Raw genomic sequence first — 22,514 nt, 5'->3', positions numbered from 1 at the left:
TTTAACTAACAACAAAATCCTCATTAAAAATCCTCATATAACCAATCCCCTCAAAATCCTCTTCATCATAAGAATTTTCTGTGCCCATCAGGTAGATAATATGTTGAGGGGCAGAAACCAAAATTGAATCCGGGTGTTGCACTTGGGCGAGATTAGACGGAATCACCCGATAATATATATCTGACTTACCTTGAGAACCAGCTTTGATGGGAACTTGCTCAATTAATTTGAGATAGCCAACATAATCCACATAGGATCTTTTCTCAATAAAATGGATCACTGAGGAATTATGGATTGAACTACCAAAGGTAATATATGCTTGTGCTTCATAAGCCCACGGGGACAAAAAGCGTTTAATATCTTCATTGAGTTGATTGAGATAGTACCCCTGGTCAGATCCAGCGAGAAAACGGATACCCACTTTGTATTGAATGGGTTTGTAGCGGGGATTTTTCACCACGATTTGCACAAATGGTGAGGTATAGTTTTGCAGGTATACCTGGATTTCCTTGAGTAAATACAAAGGTGCTTTGGGTTCCAGGGGAAAGAAAGGCGCAGTATTCGCCACGTCGGGAATTACCACCACTGTCACCTTGGCATCACCAGGATTGTGGTTGCCAGCAGCAGAGGTGATACATTTCACCTTATAGATTTGGGGGAAATGTTCCAATACTAGACGTTCGTAATCCCAGGCGGTTATAGCCCTCTGTTTATGGCGCAGTCTTTCACTCACCCGCATGGTGAAGGCGCGATTGTCTTCTTTTGGTTTACCGCCAAAGGAACTATAGGGCTGTTGTACTGTGTTGATGGCGGGATCTCGTGTGACAAATCCTTGAATGGAATTAGCTGGGAGGGGTTTACTTAAATGGTCGGCTGCATTCCCCTGGTTGACAAAGGTCGCCCTGACAGCTTGGGTTTTGATGTCCAGAGTATCAGGAATGGCGGCAGCATTTTCGGTGACGGTAGCTCGTAGCCAATGTAAACCACTGGGTAACAAGTTATGCTGACTGGTGGCTCCCTCAGGGATACTCAAGCGGATAATCCCCGAATCGACTAACCCGTTGGTACTATCGGAAAGCATCTCTGTATTTTTAAATTCTTGCCAAGAATTACCACTCAAGTAACTCCAGTGAATCTGTGGTGGAGTTAGTTCCCCATTGCCACTCCCCGGTATCATTTGGAAGAGGATGGAAATGTTTTGGGGTGGTTGCAGATTGCGGATACCGATGTATAAACTGCCTTCTTCGTGATAGTTCGGTAAGAGATAATATTGGTTGTCTTGATTGAGAGTTTGGATATCGGCATAGCCAAAGGGATGAAGTTGGAAGATTTGACTAGAGTGAGGTTGATTTGGAGGGTTTTTTAGGTCAATCTCCTCTGAGGCGGTATAGTCGAGGGATATGGCTTTCACTTCCGGGGTGTAAGGGGGATAAACTGTCAGGGATTTGAGATCATCATTCGTTGACAAAGCCACCTTATTTAATACTACTGGATATAAATCATGGGCAAATGCAAAATCTGGACTTGCTAATTCCAGTTGAAAATACCTGCTTTGTTCAAAAGGATCGTCTGTATCAGTTTCATAGGAAGAAGTATCCAGAGAATAGCCTGGAATTTGATAATTGAGGTGAATTTTATTACTTAAAGTATTGTCTTCTTGGGTAAAGATGGATTGGGAGCTTTCAATTACCACCCTGCTTCGGTTATTAAAAAGCTTCAAACTGGCTTTAAAGCTGTCATTAGTAATTGCCTTCGGAATTACCTCGGTGCTATTGTATGCCTGATAATGGGTGGCAAAGTCTTGAGGAAGTCCCATCCACTCGATATTGATGGCAATACTATCTAACTTTTTGGTGCTAATTTCTCGATTAGCGAAGTAAAACCCCGAACCTACTTTAGGATTATTCCCAAAGGGTTGAAAAGGAGTTTTGGGATTTAGTACTGAGTTATCGTTCCGCAGTTGGACATCTTGACTATTTTCTACTTTAACTTGTATCTTTACTTTTTCTAAGCGTACGGATTTAAATTGCTCGTAATAGATAAGTGTTTCCTGGGTATTTTCTGATGGTGATATTTCTTTCAACAGAATTTTTACCACTGGATAGGGAGTGTCCAGAAAAAAAGTTGACTCATCTGGTTTGGGTGGCAAGATAGCTGGTAGGGTAGAATCGAGTTTTAACTGAAACTTGAAACTGTTGAGGTAAATAGCAGAATCACGATAGAGGTTAATCTGGTCAGTACTAACAGCATCTTGAGGGAAATTACCGATACCAATTTGCTGTATATTAGCTTCATTATTATTAACTAATCCTGTAATCTGGAATATCTTACCGTCATTCCAAACCAGAAGTTGCTTCACATTGCTAGCAGAAAAGGTATGTTCAGAGCCTTCACGAAAAGAAACGCTTGTTAAGTTATCATTGTCCGAAGCAGTGGAACTCAGAGATAGTTCTGTACTGCTATAAGATACTAGTGGATCTTCTACAATAAAAACGCCAATTTCATATTCAAAGGATTCCGGCTGTATCCATTGCGCTTCACTACTCAAGTAAATTTCAAAAGGGCCATTTTCACTACTTAGTATTGCCTGGAACTTATCCCGATTCAAAGTCCTTTCTTCACCGGTGAAGGTAAGGGTAATAGTACGTGTTCCTTCTTGTAACAACAAGACGGGAGAAGTAACGGCAAAACCGATGGAATTTTGTGAGGTTTTAGTAATGTTGCCAAAAGTCTTAAAACGTTGCGATATAGTTGCTTGTCCCTCTTCCGCGTCAACTAGTGAACTTCCATGGATATTTTTAATTTCCGTTTTTCCAATCGGAGGATAAGTAAAGTTCCTTTTCTTAGTTTGGGCTTTCTCAACGAGGCGATAGACTTCTTCCCAATCTGGATTTTCTGTAGTAGCTAGGATTTCCATAATCTTCCGGAAATCTGCCACACTCAGATACAGTTCTTCTTTGATATATCTAATAACTGGTTCTTGGTCAAGGTGATCAAATATCTCTTGGAGGGTTGTATAACCATTAGGCATTTTCGGCAAAGGATCGCCAGGATTAGGTGACCCAAGAGCCAATTCCATCATGCTCTTGAAAGCCAATTGTTCTCGCTCTTCTTGTTCTCGTTTTTCTTTTAAGGCATTACGCCTCCCCATGGTAATTTTTTTTCTGTAAGCTTTTTCTAGTATTTTATAAACTTCGTTCCATTCTAATTCTGTAGGTTCTTGGACGTCTGCATCTGCCTTCTTTATTTGCCGATCATGTATCTCAAAGCAATATTTGAAATTTTCTACAGTGGCAAAAAAAAGTTTATTTTTAATATAATCCTCTTGTTCCTGAGGAATTTGTTCAATCTCAATATCGTTGATTTGTTGATAAATACGTTCTTTAAGATAATCAATATCAACAGCGTCACCATTAAAATCAGGAAGTTGGTCTCCTTGGTTGGGTCTGCCAACTGCCCAGCGCAGCATATTTTCAAAACTTTGATCGCTCTTATTATCTTGATTATGAATTTCTTCTAAACCAATAGAATTTTTTTCTATAAATAAGGTTTTGATGCTGGCTACTTGAGCTTGATTAACAACAATATCTTCATCAGTAGCATAGTTAATATTAACCCCTTGATTATCTTGTCCAGCACTGAGCCAAGTACCCTTGTTAATAAGATGAGCCTCTTCTCCTTGCGCCAGCTCAAAAATCACATTAACTTTGTCTGGAACTTCCTCTTTTGTCCTTAACTGCAGTACCTCTTTATAATAAAAATCGAGATATCTTTGGGTCAGTGCCTTGAACTGTTGCTGAGGATAGCGTAATAATTGTAAAAACGTGAACAACAAAACTAGATGAGGTTGAGCTAATTGCCTTTGTGTCGATGGATCGTCGGCAAAACTTTCCGGGTTCTTAATGTAAGCAAGCATTTGCTCAACATCTCCCCCAAAGAAACTCGACCAATCCCCATTTATCCGATTGGACTCATCGTAATAGTTTAGTTTTGTGGCATACTTTTGTACGAAGGTGAGTAAATCAGAAACATCGCGCTCATCTACGGAAACATAATCTGGTTCGAGTTCCCTTAGCAAGCGTCCGCGCTGACTAACGCCATCACGAAAAATATGATGTATAATTTTATTGTTTGTATTCATAACTAAATTCTATATCATTGATCAGGAGGGCGGATGTAAACTTTATTAACAAGCCAATCTCAAATAAAGTAATAAATATTCATATGAACCAAAATAAAATTTGGTGTAAGCATTTAGTTATCAGCCGTCAGCTAATGCGCTACGCGCACGCTACGCGAACAGTTATCAGCGATCAGCTATCAGCCATTGGCCGTAGGCCACGCTACTTGAGGTGCTATCAGCTTTTGAATAAAAGCTGACGGCTGACGGCTGATATCATGTCCGGTTGAATACTTATACTAAGCGCCGAAAGCAAGGCAGAGGGCAGAAGGCAGAAGGCAGAAGTAAAGGAGTAAGGTTTTAAGGGTAATGGTTTTTTATAACTCATTATCCGAACATGATATGATAGCTGTTCGCGCAGCGTGCGCGTAGCGCATATGCTTACTTTAAAAAGCTATTTGCCCACCCGACAAGAATAGGTAGGGTGGGCAAAATTCAACCGGTTGTCGGTTTGATGAGAAATTATAGCTAATTTGCCCACCCTACAAGAGCGGCGATCGGACGCTAAAGGATTGTCCGATTAATTCAAAGTCTTTGGTTTCTTGATTTTTAAGTTTGGCTCGAATCTGAACAAATTGTCTAACAACATTGGGGTTATATAATCGTTCGCCACAATGTAAACAGACTTCGGCTTCTACTTGAACAATGGCTGTATTTCCCCCACCTTTGAGGAGTTTTTTAACTTGTTTGGTGGTCAATTCTCCTTGACAATTAGGACATTTTTTCGGGGTTTTCATCACTATCTCCTTATTTTACCATTAATCCACTTTTTCGGATCAGGTCGATATACAGTAACTAAAATAGCTGTGTTTGTTTCTTGATCATAATCCCAGACGCTATGAATTGGCTCAGTTGCAAAGTTTTCGCCATAGATTAGGCAGCGCGGATAAGGTTGATGATTAGTATAGTCTTCTATGATTTCACCATACAGAACAGAATGATAAATTTCATCAAAAGACAATTGATCTTCTTCTGCTTCTTCGTCAGCATGATCGGTAATCCAAAATCGATAATCAAGAATTGCATCACTAATTTGCTTTATATTCATTCATTTTAGCTTACATCTGATTAAGGATAGCTGTATTTTCCTATTTTAATCGATAAAGCACCGAATATTACCAGATAGATGGTGCGTTACATTTCATGCTTCGCACCCTACAAGAGTAGCGATCGCACTATCTTTTTAGATCACAAATGGTTAAACTCTTTGCCTATCAATCGTTTCAAGCAATATCGTCCCCCCTTATGCCCCACATCACTTGTAGAATTGAGTTAATTTCCGAAGTTCCCTCTTCTCTCTTCCCTGTTCCCTGTTCCCTGTTCCCTGTTCCCGACTTCTGCAAGAAGTCTAATAATTGCTATTATTGTCTTTGACCCCAATCGGGAGGTTATTATCCGATGGATAGATTAACTAATTACCGCAAACTAATTCGAGAAATTATCACAAATCATACAAAAGTGCCCTATAAGCATGGAGACATTAAGTTTGAGACGGTCTTTGATCGGGAATCCGATCGCTACCTGCTGATGATTTTAGGCCGTCAGAATAAGCACTATGAGCATGGTTGTTTAATCCATGTTGATATTATCGATGGAAAAATCTGGATTCAACGAGATGGCACAGAAGTTGGAGTGGCTAACGAATTCGTTGAAGCTGGTGTCCCAAAAGAGCAAATTGTTTTGGGTTTTAAGTCACCTGAACGCAGGAAAGATACGGAATTTGCTGTTGCGTAGGGCGTACCCTATTAGTGGTAGGGTGGGCAAATTCTGAGAGTTTGACAATTTGATAAAGAATCATGTCCATTTGCCCACCTATTAGTGGTAGGGTGGGCAAATTCTGAGAGTTTGACAATTTGATTAGGAATTATGTCCATTTGCCCACCCTACAAAAGCGATCGCTATTAGTGGTAGGGTGGGCAAATTCTGAGAGTTTGACAATTTGATCACGAATCATGTCTATTTGCCCACCCTACAAAAGCGATCGTACTGATAGCTGATATAGCATTCCGTGTAGGAATTGAGAGAATTTTGTTCCCTACTCCCTACTCCCTACTCCCTACTCCCTACTCCCTACTCCCTACTCCCTTTGCTATAGCTGATAGCTGATAGCTGATAGCTGATAGTTATCGATCGCATTTATTTACATTCTCCCTCAAAAAAAAAATTCTAAAAACCCTTGACAAAATAAACTATAATCATTACGATTATAAATGTAAACAGAAAGCAAAAGGTTACCCTTATGCCATCAGAATTTCCAACTAATAATCCAGACAACAATCCAGACGATTCTTCCAACAAAAAAATCCGTGTTCAGCACATTTTAAAGGGCGACCGCAAGGCAGTAACTAATACCATGCATGCCCTGTATGCACTGGGCTACGCCGAAATATCCGAGTGGAGTCCTCTGCAGCCGACGGATGTTCCCGGAGAATTCATAACAATTATGACCAAGTACTTCAGGCTCCGTTAAAACGTTAAAGCGATGCAGAGGTGCGACCCGTGGCGAATTTAATTCGCCTACGGAAAGCGCACCTAAGCGGTCTTGGGGGTTTCCCCCATGAGCGACTGCATCAAGACATTGCTGGGGGGTTTTCCCCCTGGCCAAACCATCCGGTCCAATCACATAGGATCACGTCTGGATAGGTTAAAAAACTGAATGACATAAGGTAACATTCCTAGCCGTGGATAGTATTTCTGCGGCTATTTTTTTTAAGGTTGGGATGTTGAAGGTTGAAGGTTGGGATGTTGAAGGTTGAAGGTTGGGATGTTGAAGGTTGGGATGTTGAAGGTTGAAGGTTGGGATGTTGAAGGTTGAAGGTTGGGATGTTGAAGGTTGAAGGTTAGGATGTTGAAGGTTGAAGGTTAGTTGGTTGAAGGTTGAAGGTTGGGATGTTGAAGGTTGAAAGCACTGTAGGGTGGGCAAATTCTGAGAGTTTGACAATTTGATCTCGAATCATGTCCATTTGCCCACCCGACAAGAGCGATCGCACCAGGCGATCGCTACTTTGAGCCTAATATTTTGTCATATTCGGCGTGTGTTCCAATCCAAAACCAAGCTAGATTATTATCCTTTTCTACCGCAATCGCTCTGTAGTGTAAACCCACTCGAACTGACCAAAACCGACCTATTTTCTTGAAATGTAGTGAGGGATATCGAGGATCCTGTTTGAGCAACTCGTAACATCTATCGGCAAGTTCTTGGATTTCCGATGGTAGCTGTCGATAATAATACCAAAAATCTGGTGTAGCAAGATGTTTCACAAATCAGTACAATTTCCTTGTTGTAAATCTTTCAGTGCTTTGTCTGCTAGTGCATCTAGCCTACCAGCCGCAACATCTGCTTCAAATTGTCGATCCCAATTTGCTGCATCAAATTCTGCAAACCAAGTCCGAAATTTGGCGAGATCCTCACTAGACAGTTGACTGACAGCACGTTCAATTTCTCCTAAGTCACTCTTATTCATAAGCCCTAATTTTGTACAGATCTATTCAAATTATACCGGGGACTACTTATTTGTTTACATTTAATGGTTTGCACCCAAAAAGAGCGATCGCACTGAGTTATCGCGCAAGCATTCAGCCGTCAGCGGTTAGCTGTCAGCCGTCAGCCTAATGTTTAAAATAAATCTCAAATGAGAGATATTTCTACTCCCTACTCCCTACTCCCTACTCCCTACTCCCTACTCCCAGATCCGCTGTTCCCTTTGCTAAAGCTGATAGTGCGTAAGCATTCGGTTGGGTAGGGTGGGCAAATTCTGTAGCGAAGGCAATAATATCAACAATCCTGTCGATTTGCCCACCCTACTTTATCGGCTAAAGCTGATAGCTGAATACTTACATTATCGCTGTCGGGTCATGCCAATTATTGCGTCTACGGTAAAGTCTGAGATAGTGTCAAGGGTCGGGAGTATGTCAGTTCCGGCAAACACCAGTGGTAGTTCCTGGTTTTCCCAAACCCAGATTTGCTGTCGCTGAATATCGATTAGCCAAGCCAGCTGAGTCCCGTTGCTCAAGAGGTGCGACCCGTGGCGAATTTAATTCGCCAACGGAAAGCGCACCTAAAGTGCAAAATTTTGTTCTGTAGGTCTAATGTGCTTTGGTCAGGGGAGCGAATTTCAATTAACCAGTCTGGTGAACCTTGCAGGGGGCCATCTTCATCCCTGAGGCGGACGCTTTTAACAACGACAAGATCTGGTACAGGGGATAAGGGAGGAATGATGCACCCGAGTTCTTGAATAGCAACGCAAGCATGGGTTTGATTGTTGATGGCGTTTACGAGGTTGCGTTGGAGGCGGGAATGAAACAATGTTGGCATAGGCTTTTGCTTCGGGTGTCCATGGATGAATTCCCAAGCAGGAGATGCTTCTATATTCGGTTGTTGGAGAAAAGTGTCTAAGGAGTTAGTAATGCTGGGTGATTGCATAATTAAGTTAGCTGAAGAATGCTTAGCAATATTCCAGGTAGTTTTTGTAGGGTGCGTTAGGCGGTTTGGTTGATAAAAATAGATGATATTGCCATAGTTTAAGCCGTAACGCACCATTGTTTTGGTTAAGGATATTTTGGTTTCAATTTGTATATAGATGGTGCGTTACATTTCACCGCGAAGCACCCTACAAGAGCGTACGCACTTGCGCTCCCACGAAGTGGCGCTGCGCGCCTACGGCGATCGCACTGATAATTCTTCACGAAGAATACGGCGTAGATCCCCTTGGGTGAGAGGTTGTTCAGAAGGGCACTGGAGATGTTTTTTTAAAGCCTCATTTATTAGAGTCTGATAACCAATTCCAGCCGTTTCGGCCTGTTCTCGAAATAGGGCAAGAATTTCATCATCGAGATAAATAGTAATGCGTGTTTTTCCTTTAGAAGGAATTACGGCTCCTCGTTTTCCTTTAGAAAAATCATATTCCTTTCTCATAAGCTTTTGTCTCCTGTTTTGTGGCGCGACGAGCAGAAATTAGTCGAATCACCTCACCGCGCATGGTATAAACAACGACCAATGGTAATCCAGAGTTTCCTATTCCCACTGCGATGAAACGTTCTTCACTAATCGAATCTGGATCAATGTCATGAATGGCAAGGGGATCGAAAAAAACCATTTCAGCTTCGCTTAGGAAACACCATGCTTTTGCCAATTGGTTTTTGCAATTCTTGGATCATATTCAAAGGTCATACATATATTATATGTATAACAACACTCATCAGGTAGTAGGGTGGGCAAATAATGTTTGAAAGACCATTTGATTAGTTATCATGTCGATTTGCCCACCCTACAGTGCGTACGCAAAAGGTAGGGTAGTGCGATCGCATGACCTAGGGTAGGGTGGGCAAATCATCAAAGTTTGGCAATTTAATCATAGTGTCATGCCCATTTGCCCACCCTACTACAGCTCATAATAGTAGGGTGGGCAAATCATCAAAGTAATACCATTTGATAGCGTGCTCATGTCCATTTGCCTCATCAGGTAGTAGGGTGGGCAAATAATGTTTGAAAGACCATTTGATTAGTTATCATGTCGATTTGCCCACCCTACAGTGCGTACGCAAAAGGTAGGGTAGGGTGGGCAAATCATGATAGTTTGGCAATTTAATCATAGTGTCATGCCCATTTGCCCACCCTACTACAGCTCATAATAGTAGGGTGGGCAAATCATCAAAGTAATACCATTTGATAGCGTGATCATGTCCATTTGCCCACCCTACTACAATAGTGTGTACGCTTAATCTCAATATGTCGAACTATCGTCGTTCTTATGTGCCAGGAGGAGTATTTTTTCTGACAATAGTCACTTATCGCCGTATTCCTCTATTTTCAGATGTTGAGAATATATCTCGGTTACGGAAGGCCATGGCAAAAATGCGGACAGAAAAACCCTTTGACATCACAGCAGCCGTTGTTTTACCGGATCATCTTCATTTTATCTGGTCGTTACCACCGGATGATTCTGATTATTCTCAGCGAGTGTCTCGGTTAAAGGTATTATTTACCCGGTCTTTACCGGGAAAACGTTCATTATTTGGTGATGTTTCCCCTTCTCGTCGTAAGCATCGAGAAAGCAATGTCTGGCAACGTCGGTTTTGGGAGCATACAATTCGTGATGACCATGATTTACACCGACATTTAGATTATATTCACTATAATCCGGTTAAACATGGTTTGGTGTCTTGTCCACATTTGTGGGAATATTCCAGTTTTCACAAATGGGTGGAGCGAGGCAAGTATCGACCCGATTGGGGGTGTTGTTGTGGGAGGAATTTACCACAAGTTCTAGATTTTAGCGATTTAGAAGATAAAGCAGGGGAGTAGAGTGGGCAAATTATGAAAGTAATACCATTTGATCTCGAATCATGTGCATGTGCCCACCCTACAAGAGCGAACACTTTGCTTTAACCCAACCAACAATATAGGTGATCGCATGCCGTAGGGTAGTCGGGTAGGGTGGGCAAATTATGAGAGTTTGGCAATTTCATCAGGAATCATGTGCATTTGCCCACCCTACAAGATCAGCGATCGCACTGCTTTTTGGGGACTTGATGATACACAACCCGGGGGCCCCTATTTTATTTGTTGAGTACATCTTTCAGGTTTTTTACTGCGAACATACCCAGTCCGATTCCTAATCCTATCCTTTTGTAGATTAAGGGCTTATTTGCATACATCATTATGTTCGCATACCCGAATCCTCCATACATAGCTGCACTGAGATAATCCTCTTTCTTAAGGTATTTCGGGATTTGAACGAAATCTGCAAATGCACCTGCCAAGGGCGCTATTTTCAAAAGTTTCTTATATAGGGTACCATTGTGCTCCATAAGATGCATGGTTTCTCCTATTCCTTCTGTGATGTACATTAAACCAGCCATTGAATTAGTGTATGTGCCTAGGTTTAATTCACCATTTTTGGCATACTCTTTTGACGCCATCCCAAGTTTGCTAATTCCCATAAGAAAAGCCGTCTTCCTTGCGAATAATGTGGCTTTAGTATTATGCTCCCAGAGATTAGCGACCCCATTAAAAAACAAGCCGGTATTGTAACTAAGGTCTAAGGGATCTGTATCCGCTTGCTGTATGTCTTTTTCGCCATTCCTCTGTATTGGTGGACTAACGTGGGCACTTTTTGGTGATTTCTGTACAGCCTTCGATTGAACGGACATGACCTTCGTGAAAAGAAATTGAGCTTTCATGCCCATTTCATTAGCCTCTTTCTCCAAACCGGCTTCTTCGTTTACTTTCACCCCTCCTTTCAATTGCATGGTGGGCATCACTCTACCCTGCTTCTGCTGCACCACATGCCACGCCTCATGGGGCAAATGCTTCTCCTGCCCCGGCCCGACATGGATCTCAGTCCCCTGTGCATACGCCAATGCCTGCAATTGTGCCGGTTTGACCGAGTTGTAATGCACCCTCACATCATCCATCGAGTAGCCAGAGAGGTTCTCTATTCCTGCTTTGAGTCGATCAGGCAAGCCAGTTTTGTTTTCATAATCCCTCCTCAATGCCCTCATGCTTTCGCCATAGGTCAACGTATCCCCCGTCAACGGTTGTGCTGCTCGCTGCACCATATTCCTTTTCGGCTGCACTACCATTTGCCCACCGTGATTCGCCCCTTGCCTGCTTCTATCTCCCGGCTGTCCACAAGACAACTTTGCTTGCAGCCCCATCTTATACCTTCCCGTGTCGGGCTGGTATTGTCCTGATTCTAAGGTGCGCATCACCTTCGCACTGATACTTCCCCATTCCCCCACCGCATCTTCGGCGTTCCACTCCCTTTCCTCTGCTTCCAAAATATCACGATAACCATTCCGTCTGGAGTCTTTCTTATTTTGATCAAATGACACTGAAGTAGAGTGAGAATATTTCGGTTTATAGGTATGAGTAGTGCGCATAGCTATTTCTTTTTTCCTTGTACCCTATTAGAAAACAATATCAGTCGATCCATCCGTCTTCCAGGAGCGCGACATGACACCCCTTTCTCAAACCAACTGGTATCACTCTAATCTTAGTTCTCTGTTTCAAGAAATCGATCGAGTTCGTAACTATTTAGAAAATTACATAGAAGGTAAAGAAAATCAACAAATCGTTACTGAAATTGTTGACGATAGTTCTGCCCTGGCTCAACTTTGTAACAACTTCCATCTAACCCCAATTGAAAGGGATATCCTGCTAATGTGCGTGGGCCAGGAAATAGAACCTATGTTCCAGTCCTTGTTTGCCAAAGCCCAAAAAAATCATCCTCACAAAAACTATCCTACAATAAGTTTAGCTCTTGACGCCCTGCCCGGACCCAGTTGGCATGTCCTTTCTCCCCAAAGCCCTTTACAATACTGGCAACTGCTCCAGATTGAACCAGGTTTAATCCTAACCAAGTCCCCCCTAATAATTGACCAGCGTATCCTCTGCTTTCTGTTAGGAGAATATGCCATAGACCAGCAATTAGCAGGCAAGATCACTCCCCTACCGCCTCAGACCAACCCTCTTATAATGCCATGCTCTCAGTTAAGTATAGGGTCGCAATTGATCAGCATTTGGTCTGGCAGCGAGGGGAGAAATAGCTATCCCGTGGTGCAATTATCTGGGTCGGAGCGTAGCACTAAATACCAAATTGCCTCCGCCACTTGTATGGGTTTGGGGTATAGTTTACATACTCTCGAACCTGCCGCTCTGACCACCAAGCCCCAGGAAGTATACCAACTCGCGAAGCGTTGGCAAAGGGAAGCAATACTAAGCAATAGTGTCCTGTTGATTGACTGGGATAGTTATAATTTTACCGAGCCTGGGCGGGAGTATGCTCTGAGCCAATTTATTGATAGTAACAATACTCGTTTAATCCTCAGCAGCAATGACAGAAAAATTGACTGTCAGCGGACTGTTATTAACCTAGACATCCCTCCATTGAGCCACCAGGAACAATATGACCTGTGGGAAAGCCATATAGGGTCAGCAGCAGCCGAACTTAACGGTCAAATTGAGCGCATCGCCGTACAGTTTAACCTCAGTAGTGCTAGTATTCAAGCCGCCTGTGATCAATTCAAAATTCAAAATTCAAAATTCCCACAAAATCCCGGATCTAGCCCCAAGAGCGCCCTAACCCACCCCTACCCCCTCCCAGGAGGGGAACCTGGGGGAAACAGATTTCAAAGTCCCCAAAGAACAAACAGCGAAGCCTCCTCTGGTTTCCCCCTTTTTAAGGGGGACGGAAGGGGGATCTCGGATAATGGGGGCAAAAATCTCAGAGACGAAACCCACCAACCCACTCAATTATGGGATTTCTGCCGCCAAATCAGCCGTAATCAATTAGAACACTTAGCGCAACCGATAAATGCTACGGCTACCTGGGAGGATCTGGTATTACCAACCCCACAACGGCTGCTTCTAAGCGATATTGCCACTCATCTCAGATACAAGTATAAAGTCTATCAGGAATGGGGTTTCGCCCAAAAAGGCCATCGGGGTTTGGGCATCAGCGCCCTATTTTACGGTGCTAGCGGTACTGGTAAAACCATGGCAGCAGAAGTATTAGCCAACGAATTTCGCCTGGATCTTTATCGCATCGACCTAAGTAGAGTAGTCAGTAAATATATTGGTGAGACCGAAAAGAATCTGCGGCGGATCTTTGATGCTGCTGAAACCGGAAGTGCTATTCTGCTGTTTGACGAAGCCGATGCCCTGTTTGGTAAGCGTACCCAAGTTAAAGACAGTCACGACCGCAACGCAAACATCGAAGTCAGCTATTTGCTGCAGAGAATGGAAGCCTATCAAGGTTTAGCTATTTTGACCACCAATTTCCAAAGCGCACTCGATAGTGCCTTTGAGCGCCGCATTCGCTTTGTGGTCGAGTTTCCGTTTCCCGGACCCGAAATCCGTACCCAAATTTGGCAACGGATTTTTCCGACTATGACACCTACCCAAAACTTAAATTACCAGAAACTCGGTCAACTCAAAGTAGCAGGCGGAAATATTCGCAATATTGCCCTAAATGCCGCTTTTTTGGCCGCCGCCGCCGATGAAGCCGTGAACATGGAACTAATCTACGAAGCCACAAAACGGGAATATCAAAAGTTGAAGAAAATGTTGACAAACGAAGAGATTGAAGGCTGGTTTTAGTTGTGGGGAGTTAATGGGAATCGGGAATCGGGAATCGGGAATCGGGAATCGGGAATCGGGAATCGGGAATCGGGAATCGGGAATCGGGAATGGGGAGGTAGTAGGGTGGGCAAATGCTGACCCTCTGACAACAATATCTCGAATCCTGTCGATTTGCCCACCTTCCCTGACCGGCTGTGGGGTTTGGTGGGCAAATGCTGACCCTCTGACAACAATATCTCCAATCGGGTCCATTTGCCCACCTTCCCTGACTGTGGGGTTTGGTGGGCAAATGCTGACTCTCTGACAATAAGATCTCGAATCGGGTCCATTTGCCCACCCTACAATAACTTAATTTTTAATTTTTAATTTTTAATTTTTAATTACTCAAACCGTTTGAGCCTCATTAATATAAAAAGGATAAACCAGGTTAAACCTAGAATTAGTGACTCGCACCGTATAGGTAATACTTATTAACAACAATCCCTCTATTTCACTGTCCTCTATAGTTATCTCCTCTACATCTATACGATGCTCATGGTTCAACAGAGCATCAGAAATCGTGCCTCTTATTCCCGTAATTAAGCCTTGAGTAATTTCCTCAAACAGAAACTGACTCAATTCGCAACCAAAATCAGGCTGCATAATCCTTTCCCCTGGACGAGTTGACAGGATAATTTCCAGACTTTGGACAATATCCTCTTCATCAGAAACCATCTCAACCGTTCCTGTATCCTGGTTGAATGTAGGGGGAAAACTCCATCCTGTCCCTAAAAAAGAGCTGTTTTCTTCCATTTGCCTCTTGCCTCTTGCGTTAATAGTCTTTGTAGGGTGCGTTAGCTTTTAGCGTAACGCACTATTGTATCGAATTTGTGCGTTAGCGACATCGTAACGCACCCTACGGACTTGATTTTAAATTTTGAATTTTGAATTAAAAAAATTTGGTGGACAAATAATGTACCTCTGACCATGTAATCATAAATCATCGACCTTTGCCCACCCTACAATAACTTAATTTTGAATTTTAAATTTTGAATTTTGAATTTTGTTTTATTCAACCTTCTCCTTATCGGTCAATTTATTGACTAGGTTTTCATGTTCCGGTGATTTTAATCCCTCCTGTAAAATGGCTAATACTTGGGCTAAGTCTCCGGTAAGTAAAGCGTCTTGGGCTAACCATAACCCAGGGAAGTAGTCACTACAGATAATGCCTTTATCATTCGGTTCTAGTTTAATATATTTTCCTTCCCTTAACCGAAACCAATCAAGTTCTCCGTCATAAACCCGCCAAACTAAATATTCTTGAACTTGATTACGTCGGTAAGCTTTTAATTTATCATTTAAATCAATAGAGGCCGTACTTGCTGCTATTTCTACGATTAATTCTGGCGCACCTTCTACATAGCCGTCTTCACTAATCCTTGATTGTCCATCTACCGTTAGTCTTAGTAAAGCATCCGGTTGAGGTTCATTGTCGGCATCTAGACGTACAGTCGCATTATCTCCCACTTCTACCCCTGGTGTAGCTGACCAATATGTACCTAACCAAGTCATAATACGAGCATGGGGATTAGCATGTTGGGTCATTCTTAAAGGCGATGCCATATAAACAATTCCTTCAATTAATTCCGCTTTTTTGACATCAGGCATCTGTGCATAACGCTGTTCAAATTCTTGCCTAGTTAGTTGATCTCCACTTTCAAGAGGAGGAATTGTAGTTTTGGGTTTTAATATGGTTTGAGACATGGTTTTTTTAGCAGTACTGACTTTGGCTTTTAGATTAGGATACCTAAATTGCTCAAAGGGAACAGGGAACAGGGAACAGGGAACAGGGAAAAATCAATTTAAATGCGCATTAGCTTATTACTAACACACCCTCGGGATTTTGGTGGGTTACGCGATCGCGCTTCGCACCCTACGGACTGTTGCCTTTTGCCTCCCTCTTGCCTCTTGCCTCTTGTATGCATGCCTCTTGTATCATGTCAGGATAATTACCCTTAATCAAAATCTCCCCCATCTCCCCATCTCCCCATCTCCCCATCTCCCCATCTCCCCACCGTTGCCTCAATTAATATCCACTCTCTCGCCTTTAATCTTGATATATTTACCCTCCATCACAAGGTCCTTACTTGATTTTATTTTAATTCCTTGATTATCCATCGTGATTGTATTACCATTTTCATCTTCCAATTTAATCCCTTTATCCTGCTCGGATAATTTTAAGGTATTGCCTTTGGATGTACTAATTTCGATTAACTTATTTTCATCATCAAATATAATTTTTAGGGATTCTTTGGTAACTATTCCTTTTTTATTATTTTCCTTGGTTACTGTTAAACCTGCTGGTAAAGCATTTTTAACACTATGCACTGCTCCTAGAATTATGGCTTGTCTAGGGTCATCATTGATAAAACCGAGAATAACCTCATCCCCGGTTTCTGGTCTAAAGAAAATACCCCTTTTATTACCAGCCTCAACGGAAGCTAATCTTGCCCAAACAATACCATCTTTTTCAATTGAGGGGATTCTGACTTTTACCCTAAACTGTTTTTCTGGATCCGCTTCATACTTATCCACAATCCCAATTTGCAACCCATGAATAGCTGGAATCAATCCCGCCACTGGTGTATCAAAAATATCATTATTTTGTTGATAAAACCAGCTAGCTGACAAGCCAAATTGTACATACGTTTGCCAGCCTTGTCTACTAAATTGATGTCGAATAGCCGTTACTAAAGTTTTGCCATTGAAGCGCTTTCCTATTCCATCAATTTTTATTATATCTCCTGGTTTAATATCAGCAAATCCAGGTAAATTGAAGCGACCTTTAAACAGTGACAGACGACTTTTTTGTAACTTGGCATCTGCCCAAGCTTTTACTTCCTGGTCATCTAAGGGAGCTAAACTAATTAATTGATAGTTATCTGCACCAATGGTTTTTGCTAATTCATCTCCTTTTAAATTACCCTGATCTAGAGAAAACTCTTTGGCTTTTTGTGATTGTAATAATTTCTGTGTTTTGATATCCCAAGCTGTACTTTCTACCGACGCTTTCTGATCGCAAATATCAGCTTCCATTTCAAACTGGTAAATTTCATCTTTGCCATACTCAAAGGTATGTTTTGGTTTCCCCTTTAGATTAGGCTCGACCCCAGTAATTTCGCCATCATCAACTAAAACCCACAGACCATTGACATCCCCACGAGATAAAATGAAATCCCAGTCAGTGCAGTAATATTGCACCATTTCCTTATGCTTTGGTTTAGTTACAGCAATAGATTTGACTGTTAACCCCCCAGTTTTGATGACTTTGTCGATAATATCCTTGTCTGTCATATCTCGAAACACAGCACTTTTTCTTTGGGTGGTTAGTTTGTATGCTGCGTCTTTTAAATCAACAGTGAGCAGAGAACTATAGCGATCGGCTTGCACACAGTGTCTAACTATAATTCCCTTAAAAACTGTTGCTTCCTTTTGTTTTTCCCCTTCATAGCGAAGCTTTATTTCAATTTCTTGGCCTGGTTTAAAAAACTCCGTGTTGCTAATAGGAAATTCTTGTTTTGCCGCCTCACCATCTAATAAAATTATTTGAGCTATCGGGATTTTATTCACCTCTTTGATAATGTCAATCGACATGAGGTTGTATTCTGGGTTCATTACTTCCCCAGTATCACTCAAAATTGTTGCTGTGACGACACCACTCATTTTTTTTTTACTTCTCTATTGGCGGTAAGTTGATAGTTGTTCCGGTTTTTAACTTTCTGAAGTTATTGACATTATTAGCACGGGCAAGCTGGATATAATAAGCCGAGTCACCATATACCTCTTGAGCCATCAAAGCCAACTTATCTCCAGCTTTTACTGTTTTAGTATGGGTGAGATCGGGTGAGCTTTTATTTTCTAGTTTAATTCGCTTGGAATCTTCTAGATCACCTTTAAAAACGGTATCTAACTCAGCTCGTATCGGTTGTCCGCTACGGTTGAAAAGTGTATACTTAACATTTACAGATTCGAGACGACAATCAAAAATTAAGTCTCCCCATTCAATTTTGAGATATTTAGGCTCATGGATTTTTCCATCCATAAATGTTGTTAGCTTCAGAAAGCGGTCTACTTGCTTGTAAACATCTCTCGTCCCTAAAAGATTGCCAAGTAATGAAGCTCCTGCAAACCCTAAACCTCCATAATCTGCTACTCCTGTGTCATCTAAAATTAACTTGAGGGACAAATTCCTGGGTTTGCTGAGAGTATATTTTGCTTCGCGTCCACGGGTATTAATACCCTGCTTATTTTGATAAACATTCTCGTATTTTAAGGAATAGGATTCCGGATTAAACATGACTTCAAAGGTATCTTCTCCCTTTCCAGTCCGTTTTCCATCTTTATAAACACGAATCTTCAGCTTTTCTAATTTGAAAGGATTTTTTAGCATAGATTTACCTTATCTCTCTTTTTTCCGATCCAGTATCTTCAGTACCTGGGCGACACAAGCAGCAATTATTTCCTCTTTTTGTTCAGACTTTTCTCCCGTCTGGTAATCTAAATTATGATCTTCACTATTTCCATTATCACTATTTCCATGCTTAGACTCACTATTATCCACAATGTTGGCACGAATAATTAATTCTTTGATTTCCACTGGCATAGCTAAATCCTCACACTTTGAAATCTTGCATAGGCTAATTCCATCGTATCTATAACCACAGCATTGGCATTAGCATCTAGGTCAGATGTCGTCCATTTGACTGGATAAGCTCTCTTAAATAACCAACTAGAAACAGGAGCAGTGTTTTCATTAAGCAAAATGACTAAGACATTGCTGGGAGCAAATTTCATGGTACTCATAGCAACGTTAAACTCTATATTCAGAGGAGAGCCAATCACCATTCCTCTTTCTAAAACCAGATTATTATAGGTAACCTGATTAGGCAAACGATGTCTGAAAATATTTTCACCCCCTTCACGGATGTCCGTTGTGCTTATTTCCGCAGAAATTCCCGATACCTTTTGAAAGCGAATATCTAAGGGATTAGGCACAATTCCAGCAAGGAAAAAGACGACCATAAAATTAAATCCAACCGGGGGATTTTCAGTCAAAGTAAGTTCCGGAATGGGGAAATTATCTGCCATCACTTACAGCGGTTTTCAATTCAGGGAGCAGGGAGCAGGGAGCAGGGAGCAGGGAGCAGGGAGCAGGGAGCAGGGAGCAGGGAGCAGGGAGCAGGGAGCAGGGAGCAGGGAAGTCTAATGATTATAATGGAGGGTTATTAACCTTGAGAGTATTAGCCATTAGTTCTAAACTTTCAATAGCCACTTCATTGCTAGTGGCATTAAATGACGGTGCATCTAATTTCTTAGGGAAAGCATTTATAACTTCCCAGGATACAACTGGTTCACCTGACTCGTCTAACAATTCAATAGTAATATCTCGCTTTTCGACAGTATTGAGCTTAATCGTGTTAAACCAATCAAATAAATAGCTGTCTCCTCTGACAATTCCTTTCTGTAGGGTTAGGTTAATGGGTGTGTCTAATCCTGGCATGTACTTTGCCCCTTCTTTATAACTCAGGCCATCTCGATAAGTAATCGTTTCAAATTCAATGCTTAATCCCGATACCTCTGAGAAAGCATAGGAATTATCTCCAGCGATGGTGACTCGGTAATAAAATACGGGAATTGGATAAGTATTTTTGATTTGTTCTACTGTGTCTGCCATGATTTATTTATCCTTAATTACTTTAGGTTTAGTTTAAGCATTCAGCATTCAGCTATCAGCTTAAGCGCTACGCGCACGCTACGCGAACAGCTAATGCGCGTAGCGCAATCGGTGCTTTTGAATAAAATAAGCTGACCACTGACCGCTGACCACTGACCACTGACTGCTGACCACTGACCACTGACCGCTGACCGCTGACCACTGAATGCTTACAATTTTGAATTTTGAATTTTGAATTTTGAATTTTGAATTTTCAATTCCCCCTATGCTTCCTGTAATTTATGGGAGAATTTCAGGATAATGAACTCAGCCGGACGAACTGCTGCCAGACCAATTTCCACAATCATCCGTCCTTCTAAAATGTCCTGTGCTCTCATGCTTTTACCCAGTCCGATATTAACAAAGAAAGCCTGTTCAGGAGTGCTACCAGCCAGGGCACCTTGTCGCCATAATCCCTCTAGATAATTTTCAATTAGGGACTTCACTTTCAGCCAGGTGATAGTGTTGTTAGACTCAAAGACCACAAATGCAGTGGCTTTCTGAATCGATTCTTCAATGAGATTGAACAGTCTGCGCACAGGGATATAGCGCCATTCATTGTCATTACCCGCTAAAGTCCTTGCTCCCCAAATTAAAGTTCCTTTTCCGGTAAAACTGCGAATAGCATTGATGGATTTACCAGCGGTGGGATCAACGTTGAGATTTTCCTGTTCCTCGTTGGTAATTTTTTCCGTAGGCGCAAGTACCGATGCCAAGCTGACATTAGCAGGTGCTTTCCAAACTCCCCTGTCCCGATCTACCCTGGCATATACCCCTGCTACGGCTGCACTTGGAGGTAAGATAACTCGCTGTTTAGCTAGTTCAGCCAAAATTTTGTTGTAGAGATCGGTGTTGTAAAGCGAGCTTTGTGGGTCGTTGTACTCAGTCAGCTTTGAATTAGTGGTTCCTCCACCTTGGTTAATAGTTACAGAATCGTCGGTGTAATAGTAGTTGAGTGATGTTTGGAGGTCGGGATAATAAGCTGCGCCATATTTTAAATATGCTGTACCAATTCCCTGTCGGAATTCATCAACTCCCCCTGTGCCTGTTCCGTCTGTTTTCTCTTTCAGAACGTCAAAAACAGCAAACCTATCTTTTAACTTATTGCATTGCATCAAAGCTTCTACACAAAGTCCGTAATAATCGGGATCACCTAAAGTTACCGCATCGGTAAGCATGATTAAAGTGGGTTCATCTTCTTTTTCTAAAGCTTTTAAGCCTTCTATAAAATGATCCTTTTGTTTAGGTTCGTTGTATTTACCCACTGAAACAATGTAACAACTGCCCCCACCGTTATCAAAATAAATCCGCAAGGCATAATACATTAAATAGTTAAGTGTGGGAGCGCTAATGGGTGCGATTACACCTGCGCTCTCTGTAACAGAAAACTCGCTTGCTTCAGCCTTACCAAACAAAGTTTCATAGTCAAGCAGTGAACTAATTCGAGTGGGTTTATTGTTTAATTGGCGGTCTATTCCATCTTTTTCTGTGTAACCGATAAAAGCTGGAATCGCTGTAGATACCTCAGCGACTGAAGGGGGAAATGTAGAAATTTCCTCGACATAAACATTGGGAGTTTTATAAGTTACCATGGTTCAATCCTTACGTTTCAATTTTTATAGGTATTTCAGGGCATTAATGACTTGAATTCCGTTATGATTAGGGGGATTAGGTAAATGGTCAATCCACACAGAGGGATCGCCAAGTTCATTCTTTTTCTTTATTAAAAGTTGAATGTTTTGTCTCCCAGCTTCCTGACAAGCAATTTCTGAGTCAGATTTAAAGCAATATTGTTGAGATTGAGTAAATTGTTGGTTAAGAGCAGAAAATATTGGATCTGTTTCTTTAGCGTCGGCACTCGTAGATCTAGTAAATTTAATTTCTGGTTTCCTGGTCGGATCTTTATCTTCAATCAAGAATTCATCGCCATTAGTTAACTGATCCGTTACCAGGTAATAGTACCACGGTTGTTTTTTGGCTTGAAAGGTGATTTTATAGTCACTCCCCTGATTCAAATCTTTAGACATGGAGGAGTTATTATAAATATCCACAATGCCAAAAATAGTTTGTACCCTGGGCACTTTTATGTAACACCATTGAGTATGAATTATATCTAAATCTGACGCTTTATTTTCATTATTATTTTCATTACTAAAATGATAACTAACATTATCAACGGGTTTCCAGTCAATATCTGTGAAATCTATAAAATCTTGATTTTTGAGTTTTAATATAAAAGTAAACTGCAAATTATCAGCAAGCTCTACCCAGGGTTTCTGTTCTGAATTTTCTGAATTTTCTGAATTTTCTGAATATACTGGGGTAATGACCACTATTCCGTTAACTTTATTCTTAACAATCAGACGATGACCCCTAAGTACCCTGCTACATTCAGGTGTTGGTTCAACACTTAAGTCCGGGCAGACTTTATCCCGATAATAGTCGTGAAGAATACTCAATTCAAAGAGTTGCTTATAACGCATAATCTAGATGACCCT

General features: G+C 41.6%; 27 protein-coding genes and 1 pseudogene. 6 read left to right on the top strand and 22 right to left on the bottom strand.

What is annotated here, in order from left to right:
• Position 1: 1 nt before the first annotated feature.
• Complete coding sequence (locus tag F6K63_RS18620; RefSeq protein WP_287312867.1) at positions 2-4,141, bottom strand: baseplate J/gp47 family protein; 4,140 nt, start codon at positions 4,139-4,141, stop codon at positions 2-4.
• A gap of 83 nt (positions 4,142-4,224) precedes the next feature.
• Here F6K63_RS18620 and F6K63_RS18615 point away from each other — a divergent pair, with 83 nt between their 5' ends.
• Complete coding sequence (locus F6K63_RS18615; RefSeq protein ID WP_158026157.1) at positions 4,225-4,380, top strand: hypothetical protein; 156 nt, start codon at positions 4,225-4,227, stop codon at positions 4,378-4,380.
• A gap of 282 nt (positions 4,381-4,662) precedes the next feature.
• Here F6K63_RS18615 and F6K63_RS18610 read toward each other — a convergent pair whose 3' ends face one another.
• The gene (locus F6K63_RS18610) at positions 4,663-4,917 is read right to left on the bottom strand and encodes a YgiT-type zinc finger protein (RefSeq protein ID WP_071102559.1); all 255 of its coding nucleotides are present in this window, start codon (positions 4,915-4,917) and stop codon (positions 4,663-4,665) included.
• 2 nt (positions 4,918-4,919) lie between these two features.
• On the bottom strand, positions 4,920-5,228 hold the full coding sequence (locus F6K63_RS18605) for a DUF4258 domain-containing protein (protein ID WP_071102560.1): 309 nt from the start codon (positions 5,226-5,228) through the stop codon (positions 4,920-4,922).
• Between the two features lie 350 nt (positions 5,229-5,578).
• On the opposite strand from F6K63_RS18605, the gene F6K63_RS18600 reads away from it, so the two are divergent.
• The 3 genes from F6K63_RS18600 to F6K63_RS18590 all read left to right on the top strand — a co-directional run bounded on the left by F6K63_RS18600 (position 5,579) and on the right by F6K63_RS18590 (position 6,823).
• Positions 5,579-5,914 (top strand): XisI protein, encoded by a 336-nt coding sequence (locus F6K63_RS18600; protein WP_071102561.1) that lies wholly within the window; start codon positions 5,579-5,581, stop codon positions 5,912-5,914.
• Between the two features lie 505 nt (positions 5,915-6,419).
• Positions 6,420-6,650 (top strand): hypothetical protein, encoded by a 231-nt coding sequence (locus F6K63_RS18595; RefSeq protein ID WP_287312866.1) that lies wholly within the window; start codon positions 6,420-6,422, stop codon positions 6,648-6,650.
• Between the two features lie 29 nt (positions 6,651-6,679).
• Positions 6,680-6,823, top strand: a complete 144-nt coding sequence (locus F6K63_RS18590) for a hypothetical protein (protein ID WP_287312865.1) — start codon at positions 6,680-6,682, stop codon at positions 6,821-6,823.
• Between the two features lies 1 nt (position 6,824).
• Here F6K63_RS18590 and F6K63_RS18585 read toward each other — a convergent pair whose 3' ends face one another.
• The 6 genes and pseudogenes from F6K63_RS18585 to F6K63_RS18555 form a co-directional block, all read right to left on the bottom strand.
• Positions 6,825-7,121: a hypothetical protein gene (locus F6K63_RS18585; RefSeq protein ID WP_287312864.1), complete on the bottom strand. Its 297-nt coding sequence runs from the start codon at positions 7,119-7,121 to the stop codon at positions 6,825-6,827.
• A gap of 59 nt (positions 7,122-7,180) precedes the next feature.
• Positions 7,181-7,441: a ParE family toxin-like protein gene (locus tag F6K63_RS18580; RefSeq protein WP_287312863.1), complete on the bottom strand. Its 261-nt coding sequence runs from the start codon at positions 7,439-7,441 to the stop codon at positions 7,181-7,183.
• Positions 7,438-7,644 (bottom strand): hypothetical protein, encoded by a 207-nt coding sequence (locus tag F6K63_RS18575; protein ID WP_008186276.1) that lies wholly within the window; start codon positions 7,642-7,644, stop codon positions 7,438-7,440. Before F6K63_RS18575 ends, F6K63_RS18580 begins: the two co-directional genes overlap by 4 nt.
• A 375-nt stretch (positions 7,645-8,019) precedes the next feature.
• Positions 8,020-8,603: pseudogene (locus F6K63_RS37900) on the bottom strand (Uma2 family endonuclease).
• A gap of 234 nt (positions 8,604-8,837) precedes the next feature.
• Positions 8,838-9,095: a BrnA antitoxin family protein gene (locus F6K63_RS18560; RefSeq protein WP_287312861.1), complete on the bottom strand. Its 258-nt coding sequence runs from the start codon at positions 9,093-9,095 to the stop codon at positions 8,838-8,840.
• On the bottom strand, positions 9,079-9,312 hold the full coding sequence (locus F6K63_RS18555; protein WP_287251682.1) for a BrnT family toxin: 234 nt from the start codon (positions 9,310-9,312) through the stop codon (positions 9,079-9,081). Before F6K63_RS18555 ends, F6K63_RS18560 begins: the two co-directional genes overlap by 17 nt.
• A gap of 596 nt (positions 9,313-9,908) precedes the next feature.
• On the opposite strand from F6K63_RS18555, the gene F6K63_RS18550 reads away from it, so the two are divergent.
• Positions 9,909-10,484: an REP-associated tyrosine transposase gene (locus F6K63_RS18550; RefSeq protein ID WP_287312860.1), complete on the top strand. Its 576-nt coding sequence runs from the start codon at positions 9,909-9,911 to the stop codon at positions 10,482-10,484.
• A 254-nt stretch (positions 10,485-10,738) separates the two neighbouring features.
• Here F6K63_RS18550 and F6K63_RS18545 read toward each other — a convergent pair whose 3' ends face one another.
• Positions 10,739-12,016 carry an eCIS core domain-containing protein gene (locus F6K63_RS18545; RefSeq protein WP_287312859.1) on the bottom strand — a complete coding sequence of 426 codons (1,278 nt, stop codon included), beginning with the start codon at positions 12,014-12,016 and terminating at the stop codon, positions 10,739-10,741.
• Between the two features lie 121 nt (positions 12,017-12,137).
• Between F6K63_RS18545 and F6K63_RS18540 the strand changes: the two genes are divergently transcribed.
• Positions 12,138-14,282, top strand: coding sequence for an ATP-binding protein (locus tag F6K63_RS18540; protein WP_287312858.1), 2,145 nt, complete (start codon positions 12,138-12,140; stop codon positions 14,280-14,282).
• On the opposite strand, the gene F6K63_RS18535 is transcribed toward F6K63_RS18540, so the two are convergent.
• The 12 genes from F6K63_RS18535 to F6K63_RS18480 all read right to left on the bottom strand — a co-directional run bounded on the left by F6K63_RS18535 (position 14,279) and on the right by F6K63_RS18480 (position 22,499).
• The gene (locus tag F6K63_RS18535) at positions 14,279-14,593 is read right to left on the bottom strand and encodes a hypothetical protein (RefSeq protein ID WP_287312857.1); all 315 of its coding nucleotides are present in this window, start codon (positions 14,591-14,593) and stop codon (positions 14,279-14,281) included. The two genes, F6K63_RS18540 and F6K63_RS18535, sit on opposite strands and share 4 nt — an antisense overlap.
• 55 nt (positions 14,594-14,648) lie before the next feature.
• A complete protein-coding gene (locus F6K63_RS18530) occupies positions 14,649-15,056 on the bottom strand; it encodes a GPW/gp25 family protein (RefSeq protein ID WP_287264957.1) in 408 nt (135 codons plus the stop codon).
• A 255-nt stretch (positions 15,057-15,311) separates the two neighbouring features.
• The gene (locus F6K63_RS18525) at positions 15,312-16,007 is read right to left on the bottom strand and encodes a Uma2 family endonuclease (protein WP_287312856.1); all 696 of its coding nucleotides are present in this window, start codon (positions 16,005-16,007) and stop codon (positions 15,312-15,314) included.
• Between the two features lie 169 nt (positions 16,008-16,176).
• Positions 16,177-16,329 (bottom strand): hypothetical protein, encoded by a 153-nt coding sequence (locus F6K63_RS18520; protein WP_287312855.1) that lies wholly within the window; start codon positions 16,327-16,329, stop codon positions 16,177-16,179.
• Positions 16,326-17,966 carry a type VI secretion system tip protein VgrG gene (vgrG, locus tag F6K63_RS18515; protein WP_287312854.1) on the bottom strand — a complete coding sequence of 547 codons (1,641 nt, stop codon included), beginning with the start codon at positions 17,964-17,966 and terminating at the stop codon, positions 16,326-16,328. Before vgrG ends, F6K63_RS18520 begins: the two co-directional genes overlap by 4 nt.
• Positions 17,967-17,973: 7 nt before the next feature.
• Positions 17,974-18,693 (bottom strand): CIS tube protein, encoded by a 720-nt coding sequence (locus tag F6K63_RS18510; RefSeq protein ID WP_287312853.1) that lies wholly within the window; start codon positions 18,691-18,693, stop codon positions 17,974-17,976.
• 9 nt (positions 18,694-18,702) lie between these two features.
• Positions 18,703-18,906 carry a DUF5908 family protein gene (locus tag F6K63_RS18505; protein WP_287312852.1) on the bottom strand — a complete coding sequence of 68 codons (204 nt, stop codon included), beginning with the start codon at positions 18,904-18,906 and terminating at the stop codon, positions 18,703-18,705.
• A gap of 2 nt (positions 18,907-18,908) precedes the next feature.
• Positions 18,909-19,391 carry a phage tail protein gene (locus F6K63_RS18500; protein WP_287312851.1) on the bottom strand — a complete coding sequence of 161 codons (483 nt, stop codon included), beginning with the start codon at positions 19,389-19,391 and terminating at the stop codon, positions 18,909-18,911.
• Positions 19,392-19,512: 121 nt separating this feature from the next.
• The gene (locus F6K63_RS18495) at positions 19,513-19,977 is read right to left on the bottom strand and encodes a phage tail protein (protein ID WP_287312850.1); all 465 of its coding nucleotides are present in this window, start codon (positions 19,975-19,977) and stop codon (positions 19,513-19,515) included.
• Between the two features lie 67 nt (positions 19,978-20,044).
• Complete coding sequence (locus F6K63_RS18490) at positions 20,045-20,179, bottom strand: hypothetical protein (protein WP_287312849.1); 135 nt, start codon at positions 20,177-20,179, stop codon at positions 20,045-20,047.
• 61 nt (positions 20,180-20,240) lie between these two features.
• On the bottom strand, positions 20,241-21,608 hold the full coding sequence (locus tag F6K63_RS18485) for a phage tail sheath family protein (RefSeq protein ID WP_287312848.1): 1,368 nt from the start codon (positions 21,606-21,608) through the stop codon (positions 20,241-20,243).
• A gap of 24 nt (positions 21,609-21,632) precedes the next feature.
• Positions 21,633-22,499 carry a hypothetical protein gene (locus F6K63_RS18480; protein ID WP_287312847.1) on the bottom strand — a complete coding sequence of 289 codons (867 nt, stop codon included), beginning with the start codon at positions 22,497-22,499 and terminating at the stop codon, positions 21,633-21,635.
• Positions 22,500-22,514 lie beyond the last annotated feature (15 nt).

Origin of the sequence: Moorena sp. SIO1G6, from assembly GCF_010672795.1 — a bacterium.
In the GTDB taxonomy this organism is placed as follows: Bacteria; Cyanobacteriota; Cyanobacteriia; order Cyanobacteriales; family Coleofasciculaceae; genus Moorena; species Moorena producens.
This window is presented reverse-complemented; position numbering and strand designations above follow the sequence as displayed.

Bases quoted from the DNA above. Each gene is read 5' to 3' on its own strand.
- F6K63_RS18620 (WP_287312867.1), bottom strand. From the start codon at position 4,141: ATGAATACAAACAATAAAATTATACATCATATTTTTCGTGATGGCGTT.
- F6K63_RS18615 (WP_158026157.1), top strand. From the start codon at position 4,225: ATGAACCAAAATAAAATTTGGTGTAAGCATTTAGTTATCAGCCGTCAG.
- F6K63_RS18610 (WP_071102559.1), bottom strand. From the start codon at position 4,917: ATGAAAACCCCGAAAAAATGTCCTAATTGTCAAGGAGAATTGACCACC.
- F6K63_RS18605 (WP_071102560.1), bottom strand. From the start codon at position 5,228: ATGAATATAAAGCAAATTAGTGATGCAATTCTTGATTATCGATTTTGG.
- F6K63_RS18600 (WP_071102561.1), top strand. From the start codon at position 5,579: ATGGATAGATTAACTAATTACCGCAAACTAATTCGAGAAATTATCACA.
- F6K63_RS18595 (WP_287312866.1), top strand. From the start codon at position 6,420: ATGCCATCAGAATTTCCAACTAATAATCCAGACAACAATCCAGACGAT.
- F6K63_RS18575 (WP_008186276.1), bottom strand. From the start codon at position 7,644: ATGAATAAGAGTGACTTAGGAGAAATTGAACGTGCTGTCAGTCAACTG.
- F6K63_RS18560 (WP_287312861.1), bottom strand. From the start codon at position 9,095: ATGAGAAAGGAATATGATTTTTCTAAAGGAAAACGAGGAGCCGTAATT.
- F6K63_RS18550 (WP_287312860.1), top strand. From the start codon at position 9,909: ATGTCGAACTATCGTCGTTCTTATGTGCCAGGAGGAGTATTTTTTCTG.
- F6K63_RS18540 (WP_287312858.1), top strand. From the start codon at position 12,138: ATGACACCCCTTTCTCAAACCAACTGGTATCACTCTAATCTTAGTTCT.
- F6K63_RS18535 (WP_287312857.1), bottom strand. From the start codon at position 14,593: ATGGACCCGATTCGAGATCTTATTGTCAGAGAGTCAGCATTTGCCCAC.
- F6K63_RS18530 (WP_287264957.1), bottom strand. From the start codon at position 15,056: ATGGAAGAAAACAGCTCTTTTTTAGGGACAGGATGGAGTTTTCCCCCT.
- F6K63_RS18525 (WP_287312856.1), bottom strand. From the start codon at position 16,007: ATGTCTCAAACCATATTAAAACCCAAAACTACAATTCCTCCTCTTGAA.
- vgrG (WP_287312854.1), bottom strand. From the start codon at position 17,966: ATGAGTGGTGTCGTCACAGCAACAATTTTGAGTGATACTGGGGAAGTA.
- F6K63_RS18510 (WP_287312853.1), bottom strand. From the start codon at position 18,693: ATGCTAAAAAATCCTTTCAAATTAGAAAAGCTGAAGATTCGTGTTTAT.
- F6K63_RS18505 (WP_287312852.1), bottom strand. From the start codon at position 18,906: ATGCCAGTGGAAATCAAAGAATTAATTATTCGTGCCAACATTGTGGAT.
- F6K63_RS18500 (WP_287312851.1), bottom strand. From the start codon at position 19,391: ATGGCAGATAATTTCCCCATTCCGGAACTTACTTTGACTGAAAATCCC.
- F6K63_RS18495 (WP_287312850.1), bottom strand. From the start codon at position 19,977: ATGGCAGACACAGTAGAACAAATCAAAAATACTTATCCAATTCCCGTA.
- F6K63_RS18485 (WP_287312848.1), bottom strand. From the start codon at position 21,608: ATGGTAACTTATAAAACTCCCAATGTTTATGTCGAGGAAATTTCTACA.
- F6K63_RS18480 (WP_287312847.1), bottom strand. From the start codon at position 22,499: ATGCGTTATAAGCAACTCTTTGAATTGAGTATTCTTCACGACTATTAT.